Genomic DNA, 19505 nt, shown 5'->3' with positions numbered 1-19505 from the left:
AAGGGACAGCCTATTTTATATTACTTTTAGTTGTGATAATATTAGCAACTTAATTACCTGTTGCGTTACGAGCTAACTCTATAATCTCTAAGTTTTTAATCTCTCCTGCTTCTATCTCAAAACGAAGCATCGTACGCACGGTTTGCCAACCATAAAGACCAGCAGCTCCTGGGTTGAGGTGTAACAACTGAAACTGTTTATCGTATTGCACTTTTAGAATATGTGAATGCCCCGAAATGAAGAGTTTAGGAGGGCAAGTTAGGATTTCTTGTTTTGCCAACGGACTGTATTTATTAGGGTAACCACCTATGTGTATCATCAGTACCTCCACGCCCTCACAAGCAAACCGATTTACTTCAGGGAATTGTTGTCGTATCTCTATGCCATCGATATTACCATAAACCCCTCGCAAAGGTTTTACGGCTTGTAACGCCTCTATCACTGCCAGATTACCAAAATCGCCACAATGCCACACTTCGTCTGCCTCGCTGGCGTAGTGCAATATGCGATCGTCTATATACGAATGAGTATCGGAGAGGAGAAGGATTTTCATTGTACGTCCAATTTGTGATGTTGTTTACCCTGAATCTTATAGCAAACGCGTTTGGCAGCAATCTCTTCAGCTTTTTTCTTAGACGTAGAACGCGCCCGAGTTACCGAAAAGCCTTGTACGTGCACTTTAGCAACGAAAAACTTAGTCTCAGAACAATCTTCTATATCTTCTTCAGCTTCAAAAGCAAAGTCTAACTTATGTTTTTGACACCATTCTATCAGCAAACTCTTATGGCTAATAATCTTTCCTTCTAAATTCTTGATATTGATATACGGCAAAATAAGCTCACGCTCGATGAACTTAAAACAAGCCTTATAACCTCTGTCCAAATAAATTGCTCCTATAAGTGCTTCAAAGAGGTTACCAGTGATATTATTACCTAACTGTCGCGGAGTAAGTTTAGTGCGCAAGAAGTCCAAGAGCCTCATATCCTTACCAAGCTGGTTGAGGTTACGGCGTTCTACGATTTTAGAGCGCATTTTGGTAAGATAGCCTTCATCTTGTTCAGGAGCATTGGTAAAAATATAGTCAGCTATCACGGCACCGAGAATCGCATCACCTAGAAATTCAAGGCGTTCATAACTCTTACGCGTTGCTTTTTGGAATTGGTAAGAAGGGTGTGTAAAAGCCTCGCTGTAATACGATAAGTTTTTAGGAGGGAATCCTAAAAGTTCTTTGATTTTAGTATAAAAAATCCCGTCTTTCTTCTTAGGAATAAGACGGGGAAAAGTTAATATTTTCTTTAAGCTGAACACTTATAGTTTATATCTTTTTGAATAATAAGCACGCATTGTGTCCACCGAAACCAAAGGTGTTGCTCATCGCTACTTTCACGTCGCGATGTTGCGCTTTGTTGAAGGTGAAGTTGAGGCGTTGATCTATTTTTTCATCGGGATGTTCAAAGTTGATAGTAGGAGGAACGATGCCGTGTTTGATAGCGAGGATAGATGCTACTGCTTCTATCGCTCCCGCAGCTCCTAGCAAGTGCCCCGTCATCGATTTAGTAGAGTTGATATTGATATCGTAAGCGTGCTCACCAAATACATCCAATACTGCCTTAGATTCAGCGATGTCTCCTAATGGAGTAGAGGTACCGTGCATATTGATAGCATCTACTTCGTTCACTGATACTCCTGCGTCTTTAAGACAGTTAATCATCACGTTTTTAGCACCAAGCCCTTCAGGGTGAGGTGCCGTCATATGGTAAGCATCAGCAGAGAGACCTCCTCCTGCTAATTCGCAGTATATAGTAGCCCCACGAGCCACTGCGTGATTGTACTCTTCAAGCACTACCGCCCCTGCTCCTTCGCCTAATACAAAACCATCGCGATTGGCATCAAACGGACGAGAAGCTTTGGCAGGGTCTTCATTGAAAGTAGAAAGAGCGTGCAAGGCGTTGAATCCACCGATCCCTGCAATAGTAACCGCTGCTTCCGAGCCACCTGATACCATCATATCAGCATAGCCAAAACGAATGTAGTTTAACGCATCTATCATAGCATTAGCTGCAGAGGCACACGCTGAGACTGTAGTGAAGTTAGGCCCCCTAAAACCATAGCGTATAGAAATCACTCCTGCTGCGATATCGGCTATCATTTTAGGTATAAAGAATGGATTAAAGCGTGGCGTACCATCGCCTTCGTTGAAGTTGATTACCTCATTTTGGAAAGTTTCTAACCCCCCAATACCTGAGCCCCAAATTACCCCTATGCGGTCTTTATCAAGCGTATCCATATCAAGATGAGCGTCTTTTACGGCTTCATCAGCAACCACTAAGGCATATTGAGCAAATTTATCGAGCTTACGTGCTTCTTTTTTGTCTATAAAATCCTCGACATTAAAGTTTTTTACTTCGCAAGCAAACTTTGTCTTAAACTTTGAAGCATCGAAATGGGTAATAGGCGCAGCACCGCTCTTGCCGGCTACGAGTCCTTCCCAAAACTCTTGGGCGGTATTACCTATAGGGGTAAGAGCCCCTATACCTGTAACTACAACACGTCTTTTCTCCATATTAGTTTCAACTTTTTAGCATTTAGGTTTAGAGCAAAAAGCATTAAGCAGTAAGCTACCAAGTGTATACGTTGATAGCCTACTGCCTATGAGCCAATTATTGTTTAGCGTCTTCAATATATTTGATTGCTTGACCTACAGTTGCAATGTTTTCAGCTTGGTCATCTGGAATTTGAATATCAAATTCTTTTTCAAACTCCATAATCAATTCAACAGTGTCTAATGAATCAGCTCCTAAGTCGTTAGTGAAGCTCGCTTCTGCGGTTACTTCATTTTCGTCTACGCCTAATTTATCAACGATAATGGCTTTAACTCTTGATGCAATGTCTGACATAATTTTCTTTTTTTATAATTTGATAATAATTACTGCCGGCAAAAGTAACACTTTTTTTTTGAAACACAATCTTTTTCGTACAAATATTCTTATTTTTTACTTTCAAAAAGTACAAACCTACTTATTATCATAGATTTATCATTTTATAAATATACTACTTTTTACTTTGCTTTTTTCACTTTTTCACTATCACACTTATTCCATTTCCGCCAAATCCTACCGCATTAATTAATATATGTTCGAATTTATCGGGGACAGATTCCGGGTAACTAAGGTAAGGCACTCTTTCAAAACGGTTATTCTGTAACATTCGTATTGCCATTGCGAGGTTGAGCGCCCCACTCGCCCCATAGGTATGTCCGTGTTGCCATTTATTATTGGTAAGTAGAGGTTTTTCTCCGCCAAAAACTACTTCTATAGCGTTGAGTTCAGCTTGGTCACCTTTGATAGTACCGGTACAATGAGTTACAATCGCATCTATCTTAGGGTTCCCAGCGCTTGTCAAAGCACGACGCATAGCATCTTGCAAGCACTGTCCGTTTTTAGAGAGCGATACACTATGAGTTAGCTTTTCGGTAGCAAAACCTATACCCACTATATAAGCTAAGGCGTTAGGTCGTTCTCCTTTTTCTAAACAGAAACAACCTGCCCCTTCCCCTAACACCATTGTGCTTTGTTTTTTGCTCATATCCATCGCCCTGCAAGGATAAGGCAACGGCAGACTACTGTATATTTTCAGAGCTTTCACTTGTGCAATAGTAAAAGGGGTAAGAGGTGCCTCGCTACCACCTACCAAGAAGCGGTCTTCCATATCACTTTCCAGCCACGCAATGGCATTGGCGACACCGTGTAAAGCGGTAGAGCAAGTAATGGAATGTGAGAGCTCAAAACCCTCATTGCTCAAATCCTGCGCTACCCAAGTGCTGATATTGCCTAAAGTAGTAGTAGGCGAAGCTAAGGTTTGGCAACTGCCTTCTTTCAGAAAATGACTAAAATGCTCTTCAAACAACATTGTTGCTCCTCGCGACGACCCTATATTGATGCCAAAACGAACTCCTTGCCAGCCTGCTTGTGCAACAGCTCTTCGTGCAGTATGTAAGGCATAAAGAACGGTGGGGTCTAAGGGTTCATAAGCAGAATTAGAAGCTCTGAGTTGTTCTATAAGTTTTTGGTCACGGTCAGAAAGTCGCCCTTGTGGGGTATTATTGTGAAGGGAGAGCGCCTCAGCTACGAGGGTACTCGCCCCTGTAATAGCTATTTTCATTCATAAATAATTTTCCATTTTCTACCCTTGGTCATTTTCTGCCAGAGTTTTTGCCAAAAGTTCATTCGTTTATAGGCTAATTTTTCAGCTCCCATACATTCAGGGTTTACTTTTGTCGAAAGAGCTACCAACGTTTCAAAACTTTTACCTTTGTTTTTTTCTAAAAACTGTGTTATAATCTCTCTAAACTCTTTAAAGTACCAATAATGGTGAATATGAGGTTCGGCTTCATAAATAGTTCCTTTTTGTGAGAGGAGTACCGTAAAAGCGAACTGTTCTGTTACGTGGTTGTTTATAAAAGAGTGTAAGAAATCGGTAAAAGCCAAAGCCTGTTCTACAATGGGTTTATCATTTGCCGAAAGTCCTATGATTCCTGCGTTATACATCTTTTGTTGTGGGGAAACTACTATCGGAGGGTCGATGTCAATGGTGTTTTGATGCTCTCGAAGATAGCTTGCTAAGGCTTTGAAATGCCTCAGATGACTACCAAAGATACTCCCTTCTTGTAAACTCATCACAGGGGTGCCTCGCTGTATCTTTTCTTCCAAGAAGGTAATGTTCTGCTTGAAATAAACATCACTGTCTAAGTATAAGAATGTTTCGTTGGGGAAACGCTGCATAGCATCGCGTAACACTTCTATCTTTACTCTGTGTACAAAGTCAATAGTCCCTCGCCACTGCTTTACTTGTGCAGGAGTGACGCTTACATAAGTGATTTCGGGAGGAAGCACCTGTTGAAAATGAGCTACATTATCGGTGTATATCACGATTTTGTTCTCATTAGCTTGGTGATGCTGGTAGTAAGAAAGTACCGCAAAGGTTACCTCGTTCAAAAAAGCTTCCCCTCCGTGTGCAAAAAATAAAATAGTCATTTTATTACCTGTTACCTGTTAGTTGTTCAATATATTCTTTAATATGCTTCTTCGCTTGCCAGCCCAAGGCTTCTGTTTTTTGGGTAATAACTTCAGCAGTCATACGGTTACCTTTGCGCTCCGGTAGCATTTGTATCTCGCCCCCAAAGAGCTGAGCAATTTCTAAAACTGTATAAGTCTCCGGACTGCCGATACCATAACCGTCACCTTTACCTTTTTCACCTACCAAGAGTAAGCCCGCTACTATATCATCTATATGCGTAAAATTGCGCTGTTGAGTACCTGGGGCTACTACTGTTAGGGGCTCACCTTTCCTCTTTTTCTCTTTAAAGAGTGCTATAAGTGTCGCATATTTTCCCGTATTAATTTCGCGTTTGCCATAAACATTATAGAAATACACAATGGCATAGTTGAGCCCATACCACATACCGTAGTTCTTGATAAGCTCTGTATTCGACGATTTGCTCCAAGCATACGGACTTTGGTCTTTCCCTAAACCGCCGTCACCAAACTTGGTGCTACTGCCCGCATACACAAGTTTAGACCCGTGTTTTCTGCAGAACTCTAATACTTTCAGCGTACCTATTTTGTTAAACAACAATACCTTGTCGATATCCTCAAAACTCTGTTCCACCCGTGAGTATTCACCTAAGTGATAAATAATATCAGATGAAAAACTGATAAGCTCGAAGATATGTTCGGTACTTCCTTCGATATATTGCACCCCTTCCACGTGATTTTCACGCTTACCGGTAAAATAATTGTCTAACGAATAGACCTCGTTGTTAGGGTCTTTGGCAAGAGCTTCACAAAGATTAGAACCTACAAATCCTGCCCCCCCCGTTACTAATATTTTCTTCATTTATCCTAATAATACAACCTTAGTTCAATATAATATTATCCCAATTTTACAATTGCTTTGCGTTACATTACATAGGGGCAAAATAACCTTTCACCCTCATTTTATTTATTCTTACTTGTGAATTGCAAAATAAGACAACCAATGGCGTAACACACCACATCTGCCCACGAAAAGTGATTGCCTAAGAAGATATACCCCAAGCTTCCTCTCGTGAAGCCCAAATAAGTAGCCACACCCAAGTACTGCATCACTTCTATGGCTACCGCAAAGGCAAATATACCCCAGATGAGTTTATCTTTATGCTTCACTTTCACGAACGAAAGCACTAAGTAGTACAGCAATATCACCACCAGTACATCGACTATATAGCCTCTGATAAAGCCCATACTGCTAAACACTGTCGCAATAAGCAGTTCTGCCCCCAACAGTGCCAACGCCCATATAAAGTACTTTTTGTTAAATGTTAGTTTCATATCACACTTACCTAACTGTTGCTAGCTTTACCTCTTAGCTAAAACAAACTTTCTCCATTCAAATCCGTCGTCAAAGCTTCCGTCATAAAGTCTAAAAACGGACGCATTGCCAAAAGTCCCTGCACTACTTTCTTATCAAAGTCCTTCGCTGTGGCTTCTTGTCGTGTATAGTCGTGTTTTAAGAGAAACTGCTTTTTGCGCAAATAGGCAATCATCGGGTCGTCTTTCTCAAAACCTTTGGGGGCAGTCTTCACCTCGTCACCCCATAGTTTCCCGTCAAACTCTTTCTTTATCCCCTCACTATTCATCACTTTTTGAAAATCCCCAGCATTGAGAGAGATTTCCTGACGCATACGCAATAAATCTTCTTTGTTAGGGTCGAAAAATCCTCCCCCTATAAACGTCTCTTGCGGACTAATATGCACGTAATACCCACCGCGGTAGTGCGGTTGTTTGCGTTGTATATAGCAACCGAAGTGCGTCTTGTAAGGTGTTTTGTCTTTAGAAAAGCGCAAATCGCGATAGATGCGGTATATTTTCAGTGGCGCAAGGGTGTCGTGCTCAGCAAGCCCAGTATAAATATAATTGAAAAGCAATGTAGCTTCTAATTTAGCACATTCATAAGCCTCCTTATGAGCATCGAACCACTCTTTATTATTGTTTTTAGCGAGGTCTGTAAGAAAAGAAAAAATCATAATACTAATTACAAATGACAAATAATCAATAAGGATATCTTTGTTGTTAGAAGTGCAAAGATAGTAAATAATTGCAAATAGAAGACAATTAAATAACGATTTTTTAGTTTAGAGATTTTTACTAAAATTAAGAAATCATATAGTTTCCCCTTAAAAATTTTGAACTTATAAAAGTATGAAATTCAATGTTTTATATAGCCTTTGTATAGCTATCTTCCAAGATTCGTATAAGCTTCCTATAAGCTCTCTATAAGCTAAGCATATCTACCCTATATATAAAAAGTCTTAAAATTTTCAGATTTTCACACTTACCCCCACTTTAAACCAACGTACATTACCTAAAGCCGCTTGACCGTTGATTCCTACTTTTTTGAAGATGAAGTAACGGAAGCCTAAGTGAGCGTTCCAAGCTATAAAATTATTTTCGTGATTGTTTCTAAGACTAATATCATAAGTAGGAGGTGTTATCACACAGCCAGTGTTGCCTGCATTTTCGTAAGGGTCATTGCTTTGCCAAATAAAATAGCCTCCTGAAAGTCCTGCATACCAATCGATAGTAGCACGTTTGCCAAAGTGAAAATCGGCAGTGAGTTCGGGTAGAAAAGAAGTAATGTACTTATCGTTGAAGTTAAAACTTTGACTATTGAACTGAGCACCCACCGAAAACAATGGAGCAAAAGCATAGTGTATTTCTCCAGCATAACCAACTCCTGCATTACCTATTGATGTTTGCACATCAATAAATACATCGCCTTTGGTGTAGGCTTCTTGAGCGCTTATTTGCAATGCAAAAAGCAATAGAATAAAGAGTAAGAAGTTTTTCATATTGATTATTTTTTTATCCTTTGGCAAAGAACTCCCTGCCAAAGGGTTAAGGTTATTTCACTAAGATAAAATCGTTGTTTTTCACCCCGTTGATATACATTTCTTGAAAGTAAGCATATCCACATTTACCTATATATCCTAAAAACTCTATTTTATAAATCTTAGCCTTATTTTTAAGATAAAGTGTTTCTGTTTTTCCTGTATATAGAAATATTGCACTCTCAGTTGCTACTTCGGCATAATCTTTATTTTTAGATTTATTAGTAAACAAGGTACGATATTTCTTCTCAGTGTTATTCTCTGTGATTTGGTAGAAATACACATTTTCTTTATCAGCCTCTCCTTTGTCGCTTAAGAAATCTTGATATTCAGAAGCTGATTTAGCTATAAATAATTGAAAATTAGGAGGTGGAAGCATACATTCGTTTTGTATCTCTGAAGACTTTTCACAAGATAAAAAACTAATGAGTAATGATATTAAGAATAATATTCTTTTCATAATACTTATTTTATTACCCTTTGGCAGGGAGTACCCTGCCAAAGGGCTAAGGTTATTTTGCTAAGTAAGGTACTTCTATTTTAGTGCCATCTACACAAATTTCATTAGTAACTGCATACTCCCCACATTCACCACTTTTCATATAACCATTTACTTCTATTTTATAGGTTTTAGAAGCGTTTTGAAGGTAGAGGGTTTCTGTTTTTCCTGTATATACATCGTTTGTGAACCAAAGTTGGGTTGTTACTACTAAATAATCATTATTAGCAGTATAGTACAACCTAACATCATACGGTTTCTTTGTGCTATTCACTTGTTTGTAGAATGCAATATGAGCCCTGTCAATCTCTCCTTTTTGATTGAGAAAATCCTTGTATAACTCAGATGATTTATTTATGAGTAAATAGAATTCAGGAGGAGGAGTTGAACAATCTAAATCTCTTTTGCAATAGGTTAATGTTATTAACATTATTGCTAAAAATAAAAACTTTTTCATAGGACAATGATTATTTAATATACATAGTTTTTATGTCGTATTGGTAATTCCCTTCGGAACCTGATTTATAAGTATTTGAGGAACTGTGACGTTCTTTAGTGTCAAAAATACCAGCGTGATACCAACCTGTACTACCACTATAGCCATAAGTACTACCTCCCCAACCGAAATTATTATGTATTAATTCTATAGACTTAGAATCCGTTTGAACAACTACTTTTGTAGTTTTTTCTAAGCCTCTCCATATAGGACATTCAATATAATAGGTAATTCTTTCATTCTGATATACATACCCATCAAGTAACCAAGCGTGTCCACCATCGTAGGTGTTGTAGAAGTTTATGCCTAAAAGGCGATGTTCTTTCTTTTTACTTTTGCCCCTTATATAAACAGGATTGTTATTTACTATTTGTTGAACAACTAAGTCATTGTTATAATCACTTTGCTGAGCTACTATATACCCTAATTCTATAAAGGTTTCAATAGCTTTTACTATATTTGAACCACTACTACCACAGCCATAATCCATATTCAAGAGATCACCATCACCTAAATAAGCTAACAAGTGTTGAATATCTTCTACAGCAGTTGGGTTACTTCCCACGCTATAGTTATCAATAGAAGAAAACATAGCGCCAGCATCCACTTTGGTCATATCGTTCCAATGCATTGTTCTACCTTTGAAAACAGCTGGTTTTTTATAATAGGCTAACATTTGTCCTACAGCTACAGCTACACAGCCTACTGGAGCTTCTTCATTTTTAGTGCATTTTACTGGTACTTTATCATTATAATCTCTACTTTGTTCCCATAGCGTTTTTATTAATGGAGCTTTAACTACATTTGTTTTCAATCCGGTAGATTCTGTTTTTAGCAGTACCCCTCTATGGTCATCTTCGTCTTGCTTTTCATCCAGACCTGTTGAAATACGTCTAGGTCCCACATAAGCACAAGTACGAAGAAGGTCAGGAGTGCCTTTGCTCATTATCCTTTTCCCGTTTTCATCAAAGTAGCCTTCTTTAATCAGTTCTGCTTGTCGTTCTTTAGAAAGCTGTTTGAAGATAGCTTCTTCGGCTTCGGTAGCGAGTTTTTCTTTATTAGCTTCAAAGGTGGCACGCTGTTCTTCTATATACGCCTGCATATAGCTAAAGAGTATCGCTTGTCCTGGGTTACTAATAGTGTCGCCTAAATGTCCGTAAGAGTTATAAGCTAATACACTAGGGATACGCCTATCTGCTGAGGTAATTACATAGCCTTGGTTGTTGGTAAAGTTTACAATGTAGACATCGGCTTGTTCGGGCTTTGCGTTGCCTTTGGTGGGTACGTAAGGCTTGCGAGTGTCGCCTTTTACTACCTCAATCGAGCCAATTTTTAAGGGAGCCTTGGTAACAATACCCTCTACTTCACGCATTTGTATTGCGGTAGCGAGAGCAGTTTCTTGGGCTTCTTCTGCCGAAATATGGGTTTGCCCTGTGAGAGCTACCCAGCCTAAAAGTCCGTTGTCAGAAGCCTTCGTTTCAGTACTGGGTAATACTGAAATATCAGTGTCGGTTGCGAACGGGGCGTCTGCCTCTTCGCGTTGGCAGGAAAAGAAGAGTCCTGCTACAATAAAAATAGGTAAAAACTTTTTCATATAAGGTTTGTTTTTTGAATTACGCAACAAAAGTAGGGAAAAATTAGCAAATTAACAAATTTGAGAATTAGAAAATTATAAGCTATTTATACGAGAAATGAAACCTTGTAGTTCTATACCACGACAATTGTTTGTAATAGTTATTCAGCGTTTCATTCTTGCCGAACAAATAAACACTCAGTCCGTTGCAATGTATAAGCGCAATATTAGCAAATCTCGGTGTGTGTCTTTCAACCTTACAGAGTTGTTGCCAAATAGGTTCCATCTCTCCCTTAACATTGCTCTCCAAAAGCACTTGTTTTAAGTCAAACAAATATTTTTCGTTATTCCTACTGTATTGTTGCAAATGGGCTAAAGACAACTCAGAAGTGCTGAGTTGTTTGCAGAAAGAAGCTAATGCCTCCAACTGCTCACTATCTACCAAAGTAACCGTAGCCGACTGTCGTGCACCCTCCAAAACATTGTAATAGTTGTAGTAAGCTTCGGTTGCTTTTTCTAATTGTAATTTCCCTATAAGGTAAGGCAATAGGTGGTGATAAGGAAACCCATCAGCAAGAATTTCGGCAGGCGAAGCAATAAAGTAACGAGCAGAATGTCGTAATTCATAGAGCACCTCTACCGACCCCATAAAGCAAGCGTCGAAAAGGATATATTCAAACCGATAAGGACTTAAAACTTCGGCAAGGTCAGGAAGCTCCATAGCCCCCTCTCGCGGACTCATATCTTCCCCAAACGATTTTACGACCACCCCTGATTTGTTTTCGGTTTCTATATGATAACCTTCCGGCAACCACGCATTCCCGTGCGACCAAAGCACAAGTCCTTTATAACGATTGTCGCCTTTGTAATAGCTCAAAGCATCTCTCAACACATTGCTCATTACGGTTTTATCAGTTGAATTTTGTTCGGGGTAAGAAGCGATGATTTTAGAGGCTATTATCTCGGTGGTATCGTGTACAATTTCTAAAAGTATAGGGTGTGAAGGCAAAGCGGTAGAAGTATTGCTATCGATATACAGCAAGAGTTTGTCTCTTCCGTTAGGTACAAACCCGCGTTCTATTTCGTTGAGGTCTTTTAAGGCATAGGGAGCGAGGTCGTTATCAGCAACCATATACACGAGGGTGATTTCGTGAGGAGGTAAAGGCTCAGGAGTTGGGCCATCTTTTTGGCAAGAAAGTAACCCCAAGCCAATAAGAAGCAAAGAGTAATAACGCATAGTTTAACAAAATGGTTAATGAGTAATGTAGATTTTTCCTTTAGGGCAGATTTCAATAGTAAGCTCAGCCGTACTGCCTTGTATCTGTACCGTGCTTTCTAATCGTAGGCGTGAAGCCGTAATCCCAACTACTTTATAAGTACCTTTATGCAATGTAAATGCCTTAGAAACGGTATTAGGTGATAGTTTTTCAGAAAAATGCTCGTCTACTGAAACGGTTACTGCTTCAAAATAGCGGTTTTGAATACGAAGGGTATAGTTTTCGGGCTCTATGGCTTCTTTAGAGCAAGATAGGGCAACGACTGCAAATAGATATATAAGATAACGCATAGAAAAATGGTAAAAACCTCTGGCAGGGTTACTGCCAGAGGAGTTAAGGTTATTTTATTAAGATAAAATCGTTGTTTTTCACACCGTCTATATACATTTCTTGGAAATGAGCAGAACAGCATTCTCCGATAGTACCTAAAAACTCTATTTTGTAGGTTTTAGCCTTATTTTTAAGGTAAAGAGTTTCTGTTTTTCCTGTATATAGAAATATTGCACTCTCAGTTGCTACCTCAGCATAATCTTTATTTTTAGAATTATCAGTAAGTAGCAAAGTGTGGTATTTTTTTTCAGTATTATTTACTATTTGATAGAAATACACATTATCTCTATCACCTTCCCCTTTATTGTTCAAAAAATCTTGATACTCAGGAGCAGATTTAGGTATAAACAAGTGAAAAAAAGGAGGAGGAGAACAGCAAGGAGCTGGTGTTTCATCTTCTTTTGTGTTTTGGTTACAAGCTAATACAATGAATAGCGTTGTAAAGAATACGAGATTTTTCATAACATACTTTTTATACCCTTTGGCAGAGGACTCCCTGGCAAAGGGTTAAGGTTATTTTGTATTATCTATTAGATAAGTATGATCACTAATGAGGTTGAGCTCTATTTTTTTATGGTTGAAATACAGCTCTGATAAATAAGCATTATCTCCACAACCTGTACTATCATAATAATCTCCCTTTACTTGTAAAGTATCTGTTTTTTTATCATACTCCAAATAAAAAGTCTCTAACTTCCCTGTATAAAATTCTTTTAATTTTTTCCCTCCGTTACTTATTTTTATATTTTTATTAGCCATAGGAGAATAACTAATTTTCACCTTTTTATTATCTATCAGTTTATATAAAAAGGCTGAGCTTTCTGTATTTTCAAAACTTTTTAGTAATTCTCTATTATCGTTTACAGCATTATTTACAATAATAATACATAAAGAAGGAGGTACATTCATACAATCTTTTCCATTATCACAAGAAAGAAATAAGCTTAATAGTATTGTAAAAATTAAAATCTTTTTCATAGCTTTACTATTATCGATTAACATATATTATTTTTTTATCATGCTCATAATTCCCTTCTGAGTCTGATTTAAAAGTGTTTGAGCTAAATTTTCTTCCATCCTTAGCATTAAAAACACCCACATTGTACCAGCCTGTCCCGTTATAGCCTTTTATAGTTCCAAAACCTTTTGTATTTCCTCCCCAACCAAAATTGTTATGAAATAGATAAAGAGATTCTATTGAATAACTTTCACTTGATGTAATAGCATCTATCTCCTCACAACTTACAACACTATAAGTTGTCGCATTACGTTCCATTACCACATAACCATCTATAAGCCAAGCATGACCATTATAAGTATTATATATATTGAATCCTAAAAAATTATAACTTTTTTCTATAGCCCGCCCTCTTATATAAACAGGGTGATTCCTTTTTATTAAATCAGTAACTAAATTCCCATCATAATTTGTTTGTCTTACAGGATACCCTAAACCAGCAAGCGTTGTTGCAGCTCTATATATAGTACTTCCGCTTCCCCCACATCCATAGTTCATATTTAGGTAATCACCATCTCCTAAATGCGCTAAAAGGTATTGTATATCTTCTTTTGCAGTAGAGTTATATCCTACGCTATAGTTGTCAATAGTAGAAAACATATCGCCTACATCTACTTTAGTCATATCATCCCAATGCATTTTTCTACCTTTAAAATCGGCTGGTTTTTTATAATATGCCATAAATTGTCCTACCGCAGTAGCCACACACCCTACAGGAGCTTGATCATTACCACATTGCATAGAAACTTTATCATTATAAGTTCCTATTTGATCCCAAAGAGTCTTTATTAAAGGTGCTTTTAGATATTTAGTTTGCCATTCTCCATATTTAGTATATCCCTTATCCATATATTCAGGATCTCTATCTTTTTTGTGACAAAACCATTCCCAATACTCTTCATGAGAATTAAATCCTTCCCTGGGAAATGAATCATCACCATAATAATCATAGTATTTTGTTTTCACTCTCTTTCCTTTCCTATCAAAGAGACCTCGTAAGATGAGCTCTTCTTGTTGTTCTTTAGAGAGAGCTTTAAACAGTTTCTCCTCAGCCTCAGTAGCCAATCTCTCTTTATTAGCTTCAAAAGCGGCACGTTGTTCTTCTATGTACTCCTGCATATAGCTAAAAAGTATCGCTTGTCCTGGGTTGCTAATAGTGTCACCTAAATGTCCGTAGGAGTTGTAGGCTAATACGCCAGGAACACGGCGGTCGGCTGAGGTAATTACATAGCCTTGGTTATTAGCAAAGTTTACAATGTACACATCGGCTTGTTCGGGTTTTGCGTTGCCTTTAGTAGGTACGTAAGGCTTGCGAGTGTCGCCTTTTACTACCTCAATCGAGCCAATTTTTAAGGGAGCTTTGGTAACAATACCTTCTACTTCACGCATTTGCATAGCGGTAGCGAGAGCGGTTTCTTGGGCTTCCTCCGCCGAAATATGGGTTTGCCCTGTGAGAGCTACCCAACCTAAAAGTCCGTTGTCGGAAGCCTTCGTTTCAGTACTGGGTAATACTGAAATATCGGTGTCGGTTGCGAACGGGGCGTCTGCCTCTTCGCGTTGGCAGGAAAAGAAGAGTCCTGCAATGGTAAAAATAAATAGATGTTTTTTCATATAGGGTTAGTTTTTAGGATTACGCGACAAAGATAATAAAAGAAATGGAAACTTCAAAACAAAGTAACAAAAACTATAGCAGACTTTATCTTTTATCTCCTAAAAACTGAGCGTTATCCCCGCTAAGTAATTGGCTTCGGCAGCGGGAATATACACCATTCCGTAGCCGTTATCGCCGTAAGGAGTGTATTTGGTATTGAAAATATTATTACCCATTACTGAAAACAATACCGATTTGAAAGTGCTTTTAGGCTTCCATTCGTATTGCAAACTGAGGTTATTCACAAAATAAGCATCGAGCTTTGCTCCCTCACGTTCGGTGTTATCTACATATTGTGCGCCCACATATTTAGAAATTAACCCTATTTGAAAGCCATCAATAGGCATAAAAGTAATGGTATTACCGAGCACTATATCAGGAGAATACGAAATGCGAGTATCACCCCAGCTAATAGTACGAGTCGCAACCTCAGCATCTTGACTCTTATAATCTCTGTTTATATTTTTGCTAAAAGCTACGTTAGGCGACCACAACCAACGCTCTGAGAGTTGCACTATCGCATCGGCTTCAATTCCTGCACGATAGCTCTTACCTACATTCTCACGGATAGGATAACCAGTACTGTTAAGTTTCCCTGAAAGCACTAATTGGTCTTCATACCCCATATAATAACCATTGAGATTTAAACGTACTTTGGGGGTGGTGAGTCGCCAACCGAGTTCGATATCGTTGAGCTTCTCGGCTATCGGTTTTTTAGCATTAGGGTCGTCCTGTAAAGCTTCGTAATAACTCTTGTAATCGGAGCGGTTAGGCTCTTTGGTAGCACGAGCATAAGAGAGGTAAAGGTCGTTATGTGTATTCAAGAAGAAGGTAATACCCGCCTTAGGGTTGAAGCTGTTAAGGCTTTCGTCTATCTGATATTTATTCGCCTTATACCCTACGTGACGGAATTGTACATCGGCAAACAGGCTCCATTTAGGGGCAAATTGCCAAGTGAGTTTGCCATAACCCGCTGCTTCTTCTTTGGTATTGAGTCCTTCGTAGCTATAACGATTGCCATACACAAAAGGCGCTTTTTCTGCCCATAGCAAATCTTTGTAATGCGACCCTTCATAGCGATTGAGCAATCCTCCAAAGAGCAGTTGCACGCCGTCTTTCTGATAGTTTGCCGAAAAAGTAGTACCCCAGAAATCGTTGTTCAATCCTTGTTGGTGAATGATGTATGCCTTTTGCTCCTTGCCTGCCCCGTCGAGCACTTTGGGCAATCCTACCTTAGAATATTTTTTCTTCTCATAGTTCTCCCAATAGCCTTTACCTTTGGTGTAGTGGAAGGAAAGTTGCGTATGCCACGCCGTATTCCACTGTTGTGTCCAGTGCAATTGCGCGTGGTCTTGCTGATAGTTATCAGTTTCGTTTTCATAGAAACGTTTGTTACCAGCGGTATCTTTGTATTCACCCGCAGGATTATAACGGCGATTGCTATTCAAAGTTTCTTTATCTACTCCCAGATAAGTGAGATAGACACTTTGTTTGCCTCCAAATACCAATCCTTTGATGAGCGTACCCCCGTGGCTATAAGCGCCTTGTAAGAAGTACGATTTAAGGTCGGAGGAAGCGCGGTCACGATACCCATCACTCTTGATAACAGAAAAGCGTCCGCTGAGCTCAAAACGGTCGTTGAGTTTTCCGGTGGAAAGTTTAAGACTGTGTTTGTGAGTATTATAACTGCCGTAAAAGTTAGCGAGCTCTCCTGATGCCTGCTCTTGTACAGCATCGGTGAGAACGTTTAGGCTGGCGCCAAAAGCTCCTGCTCCATTAGAAGAAGTACCTACCCCGCGTTGCAATTGTATGCTCTCGGCAGAAGAAGCAAAGTCGGAGAGATTGTACCAAAATACCCCTTGTGATTCGGAGTCGTTGAGCGGTACGCCGTTGATAGTAACATTAGTACGGTACAAATCGCTCCCTCGTACAAACATATTGCTACTACCGAAGCCCGAACCATCTTCGGAATAGCTCACTACATTAGGTAACTGACCTAACAACAAAGGCAATTGTTGACCGAAATTTTTGGTCTTGATTTCCTCCTTAGAGAGGTTAGAAAAGGTTACGGGAAGTTTTCTGGTAGCCCTCACGGACGATACTAATACTTCGTCTAACTGAATGGGCTTAGGTGAAGGGACGATAGAGTCAGGCTCTATTGTCTGTTGTGCCATTGCCGATGTAGTAAGGCAAATAGCAGTGTACAAAAGTACATTTTTCATTGTAAAATAAATATTTACAAATAAAAGAGGCTATTATTTGGTGTGTTAATAAAATAAAAAAGCCTGTTTATGCTACCCAAAAGCAAAAACAAGCTCCAATTGCTTAGTTTCATTCCTTCAACGGGATTATCCGTTCAAGTTCAATGGGTATAATCTCAGCCTGTTACAGCACCCCTTATGAGACGGCGCAAAAGTACAAATAAATATCAAAACCGCAAATAATACGCTAATTATTTCTTCTGAAAGCCTTTTATGAAAGCTGTAATAATAAAAGTTAGCAAGGCAGGTAAAAACCATTCTAAACCGTAATCGCTCAAAGGTAATAGGCTTTTAATTTCATAAAGCTTATCAAAGGGAAGTCCTAATGTTTGACAGCTATCAATAGTGGAAATAATAGCAGTGACCAATACGCTTAAAATATAGGGTAATTTGCTATTTACAAAGCGGTCGAAGAATAAAACGGTTATAATGAGAGTAGAGACTATGGGGTATATAAATAGCAGAATATAAATCGCATAATTGATAATATTATCCACCGTGTTAATTGATAATACTACTGAAATGAGCGTACAGACTATAGCACCTACTTTGTACGGGATGCGTTGGTGAGTTACTTCTTCAAAGAACAAGCCCACTGCCGATGTAAGAGCAATAGCCGTGGTAAGACAAGCAAAACCAATAGCTAAGGCAACAGTGATAGTACCCCATTTCCCTAAAACAGAATGAGAAATGTGCAACAAAAGCTCAGTGCGTTGTACACTATCAGTTAAAGGATAATCGGTAGTGGCGCCTAAGTAGATAAGCCCTCCATAAATAAACAACAAACAGAGCGTAGAAAGCATTCCAGCCGCAAAAGTAACAGAAACACGGTCATTGCGTGAGGTATAGCCACTATCTATTACTGCTGCAATAACAATACCTGCAAAGATAACCGAAGCCAGCAAATCCATTGTTTGGTAGCCTTCTAAGAAACCTAAGGAAAAACTTTCGGTGGCGGTAAATGCCGTAGAGGTAATACTATCAGGGGGAAAGCATACGCCTAAAACAATAAGCAGTACTAAAACTATCAGCAGAAAAGGAGTGAGAAACCTGCCTATAATGCTTACAATCTTGGATTTCGATATAGATAATGCAGTTACAACGGCAAAGAATAAAACGATAAACCACACCTTAGGAAAAGCAGGTAATAAGGGTTGTATGCCTACTTCAAAAGTAGTAGCAGCGGTGCGTGGGATAGCTACCAAAGGACCTATGCATAAAATAACTAATAACGTAAGGATTTTAATGAGCCAAGGGTGCGTTTTCTTTCCTAAATCAGTAAAGTGAGTGCCCGTTTTAGCCACCATTAACACCCCTAAAAAAGGAGCTAAAATAGCGGTGATAAAAAAGCCTAACAACGCCATACCCCATTCCCCTTCCGTTCTTAAACCTATGAACGGAGGTAATATAAGATTACCCGCCCCAAAGAACATCGCAAATAAAGCGAAGCCTACGGTGGTAATAGTTTTCCATTTGCTTTTACGAATATGATGCATAGAGGTAGAGAATAACTTTGCAAAAATAGTAATTTTATACTACAAATGCAAATATTTATTTCGAAGTTCCTCAAAAAATACCTTCAACCTATGTTTTCCTACCTTCATTGGCGCAACCGAATCCATTGCCATTACGGTGAAAACGAATTCTATAGTGCCGTAAGCACTTTTAGACAAGAGATATTTGCCTATTTTCAAAACGGACTTCCGTACCCAATCAGGCAAAAAACCGACCTTCACAGGCTTATGTAACACCTCGAAAGCCAAAGTAGCGATTTCATATTGGGTGAACACCTCAGCCCCTCCTACATTCACTTCCTTTTCGGAGCTCTCTAATTGCGCTACACACACCTCGGCTAAATCCTCGCCGTGAATAGGATTCATAGCGTATTGCCCTTTGCCAAACAGGCGCACTTTACCTTCTTTTGCCATTGAAAAGATGGTAGCTATATCGCTGTAAAAAGCCGATGGACGCACGATACAGTAGTCCATTCCACTGGTCTTAAGGGTATCTACAAAACGCTCTTTGGCAGCCCCGATGGCAATAGGACGTAGTGCTTCGCCGTTTAATACGGAAATATATACGAACTTACGTACCCCTGAGCGCAGTGCTTCGTCAAGCAAGTTCTTGTTAGCTGCATAATCTACTTGCTCGTAGGTGAGTTTGTCTTTCTGCCGAGTAATTCCGACAGTGGAAATCACTTGGGTAACCCCCTCGCACACACCGAGTAAAGTATTGGGTTTTGTTACCTCAGCCTCGACTACTTCTAATAGCGGGTGGGTAAGTAAGGCGGGTGCTATTTTCGACTTATTGCGCACTATAATGCGGGTAGGGTATTCTTTTTTTAAGAGTTCAGCTAATATAAACTGACCTAAATAACCAGTCGCTCCGGCTAATAATATTTTTTCTGATGATTTCATACTGTTTTAATAAATTGATTTAAGACTTTCAACTTAGCTAATGTTTAAACTTTGGC

General features: G+C 39.1%; 21 protein-coding genes. All 21 read right to left on the bottom strand.

What is annotated here, in order from left to right; all coding sequences use genetic code 11:
* Positions 1 to 49: 49 nt before the first annotated feature.
* Positions 50 to 553 carry a metallophosphoesterase family protein gene (locus ACSQ7D_RS03015; RefSeq protein ID WP_437135318.1) on the bottom strand — a complete coding sequence of 168 codons (504 nt, stop codon included), beginning with the start codon at positions 551 to 553 and terminating at the stop codon, positions 50 to 52.
* Complete coding sequence (gene rnc, locus ACSQ7D_RS03010) at positions 550 to 1308, bottom strand: ribonuclease III (protein ID WP_437135316.1); 759 nt, start codon at positions 1306 to 1308, stop codon at positions 550 to 552. Before rnc ends, ACSQ7D_RS03015 begins: the two co-directional genes overlap by 4 nt.
* 7 nt (positions 1309 to 1315) lie before the next feature.
* The gene (fabF, locus tag ACSQ7D_RS03005; RefSeq protein WP_437135315.1) at positions 1316 to 2563 is read right to left on the bottom strand and encodes a beta-ketoacyl-ACP synthase II; all 1248 of its coding nucleotides are present in this window, start codon (positions 2561 to 2563) and stop codon (positions 1316 to 1318) included.
* A gap of 97 nt (positions 2564 to 2660) precedes the next feature.
* Positions 2661 to 2897 carry an acyl carrier protein gene (locus tag ACSQ7D_RS03000; protein ID WP_002675303.1) on the bottom strand — a complete coding sequence of 79 codons (237 nt, stop codon included), beginning with the start codon at positions 2895 to 2897 and terminating at the stop codon, positions 2661 to 2663.
* Between the two features lie 175 nt (positions 2898 to 3072).
* The gene (locus ACSQ7D_RS02995) at positions 3073 to 4161 is read right to left on the bottom strand and encodes a beta-ketoacyl synthase N-terminal-like domain-containing protein (RefSeq protein ID WP_437135314.1); all 1089 of its coding nucleotides are present in this window, start codon (positions 4159 to 4161) and stop codon (positions 3073 to 3075) included.
* Positions 4158 to 5033, bottom strand: coding sequence for a hypothetical protein (locus tag ACSQ7D_RS02990; protein WP_437135313.1), 876 nt, complete (start codon positions 5031 to 5033; stop codon positions 4158 to 4160). The genes ACSQ7D_RS02995 and ACSQ7D_RS02990 overlap by 4 nt, the downstream gene beginning before the upstream one ends.
* A 4-nt stretch (positions 5034 to 5037) precedes the next feature.
* Positions 5038 to 5895 carry an NAD-dependent epimerase/dehydratase family protein gene (locus ACSQ7D_RS02985; RefSeq protein ID WP_437135311.1) on the bottom strand — a complete coding sequence of 286 codons (858 nt, stop codon included), beginning with the start codon at positions 5893 to 5895 and terminating at the stop codon, positions 5038 to 5040.
* Between the two features lie 101 nt (positions 5896 to 5996).
* Complete coding sequence (locus ACSQ7D_RS02980; protein ID WP_437135309.1) at positions 5997 to 6368, bottom strand: DUF2809 domain-containing protein; 372 nt, start codon at positions 6366 to 6368, stop codon at positions 5997 to 5999.
* A gap of 38 nt (positions 6369 to 6406) precedes the next feature.
* A complete protein-coding gene (locus ACSQ7D_RS02975) occupies positions 6407 to 7063 on the bottom strand; it encodes a DUF2461 domain-containing protein (RefSeq protein ID WP_437135308.1) in 657 nt (218 codons plus the stop codon).
* A 294-nt stretch (positions 7064 to 7357) separates the two neighbouring features.
* On the bottom strand, positions 7358 to 7888 hold the full coding sequence (locus ACSQ7D_RS02970) for a hypothetical protein (protein ID WP_053581868.1): 531 nt from the start codon (positions 7886 to 7888) through the stop codon (positions 7358 to 7360).
* 52 nt (positions 7889 to 7940) lie between these two features.
* Positions 7941 to 8387: a hypothetical protein gene (locus ACSQ7D_RS02965; RefSeq protein WP_009417604.1), complete on the bottom strand. Its 447-nt coding sequence runs from the start codon at positions 8385 to 8387 to the stop codon at positions 7941 to 7943.
* Positions 8388 to 8439: 52 nt separating this feature from the next.
* Positions 8440 to 8883 (bottom strand): hypothetical protein, encoded by a 444-nt coding sequence (locus tag ACSQ7D_RS02960; protein ID WP_009417717.1) that lies wholly within the window; start codon positions 8881 to 8883, stop codon positions 8440 to 8442.
* A gap of 10 nt (positions 8884 to 8893) precedes the next feature.
* Positions 8894 to 10516, bottom strand: a complete 1623-nt coding sequence (locus tag ACSQ7D_RS02955; protein ID WP_009417613.1) for a C10 family peptidase — start codon at positions 10514 to 10516, stop codon at positions 8894 to 8896.
* Between the two features lie 82 nt (positions 10517 to 10598).
* Positions 10599 to 11732 carry a clostripain-related cysteine peptidase gene (locus ACSQ7D_RS02950; protein ID WP_437135307.1) on the bottom strand — a complete coding sequence of 378 codons (1134 nt, stop codon included), beginning with the start codon at positions 11730 to 11732 and terminating at the stop codon, positions 10599 to 10601.
* 15 nt (positions 11733 to 11747) lie between these two features.
* Positions 11748 to 12062, bottom strand: a complete 315-nt coding sequence (locus ACSQ7D_RS02945) for a hypothetical protein (protein ID WP_437135306.1) — start codon at positions 12060 to 12062, stop codon at positions 11748 to 11750.
* Positions 12063 to 12111: 49 nt separating this feature from the next.
* Positions 12112 to 12564: a hypothetical protein gene (locus tag ACSQ7D_RS02940; RefSeq protein ID WP_437135305.1), complete on the bottom strand. Its 453-nt coding sequence runs from the start codon at positions 12562 to 12564 to the stop codon at positions 12112 to 12114.
* A 51-nt stretch (positions 12565 to 12615) separates the two neighbouring features.
* Entirely contained in the window at positions 12616 to 13104 is a 489-nt protein-coding gene (locus ACSQ7D_RS02935) for a hypothetical protein (RefSeq protein ID WP_002680322.1), read from the bottom strand.
* Positions 13091 to 14731, bottom strand: coding sequence for a C10 family peptidase (locus ACSQ7D_RS02930; RefSeq protein WP_437135304.1), 1641 nt, complete (start codon positions 14729 to 14731; stop codon positions 13091 to 13093). Before ACSQ7D_RS02930 ends, ACSQ7D_RS02935 begins: the two co-directional genes overlap by 14 nt.
* A 99-nt stretch (positions 14732 to 14830) precedes the next feature.
* Positions 14831 to 16993 (bottom strand): TonB-dependent receptor, encoded by a 2163-nt coding sequence (locus ACSQ7D_RS02925; RefSeq protein WP_437135303.1) that lies wholly within the window; start codon positions 16991 to 16993, stop codon positions 14831 to 14833.
* Positions 16994 to 17223: 230 nt separating this feature from the next.
* Positions 17224 to 18528, bottom strand: a complete 1305-nt coding sequence (gene brnQ / locus ACSQ7D_RS02920; RefSeq protein WP_437135302.1) for a branched-chain amino acid transport system II carrier protein — start codon at positions 18526 to 18528, stop codon at positions 17224 to 17226.
* A gap of 39 nt (positions 18529 to 18567) precedes the next feature.
* The gene (locus ACSQ7D_RS02915; protein ID WP_264860896.1) at positions 18568 to 19449 is read right to left on the bottom strand and encodes an SDR family oxidoreductase; all 882 of its coding nucleotides are present in this window, start codon (positions 19447 to 19449) and stop codon (positions 18568 to 18570) included.
* Positions 19450 to 19505: the final 56 nt, after the last annotated feature.

This window comes from Capnocytophaga sp. G1920 (genome assembly GCF_051417515.1).
Note: the sequence above shows the minus strand (reverse complement) of the source record. Positions and strands in the feature narration are given on the sequence as shown.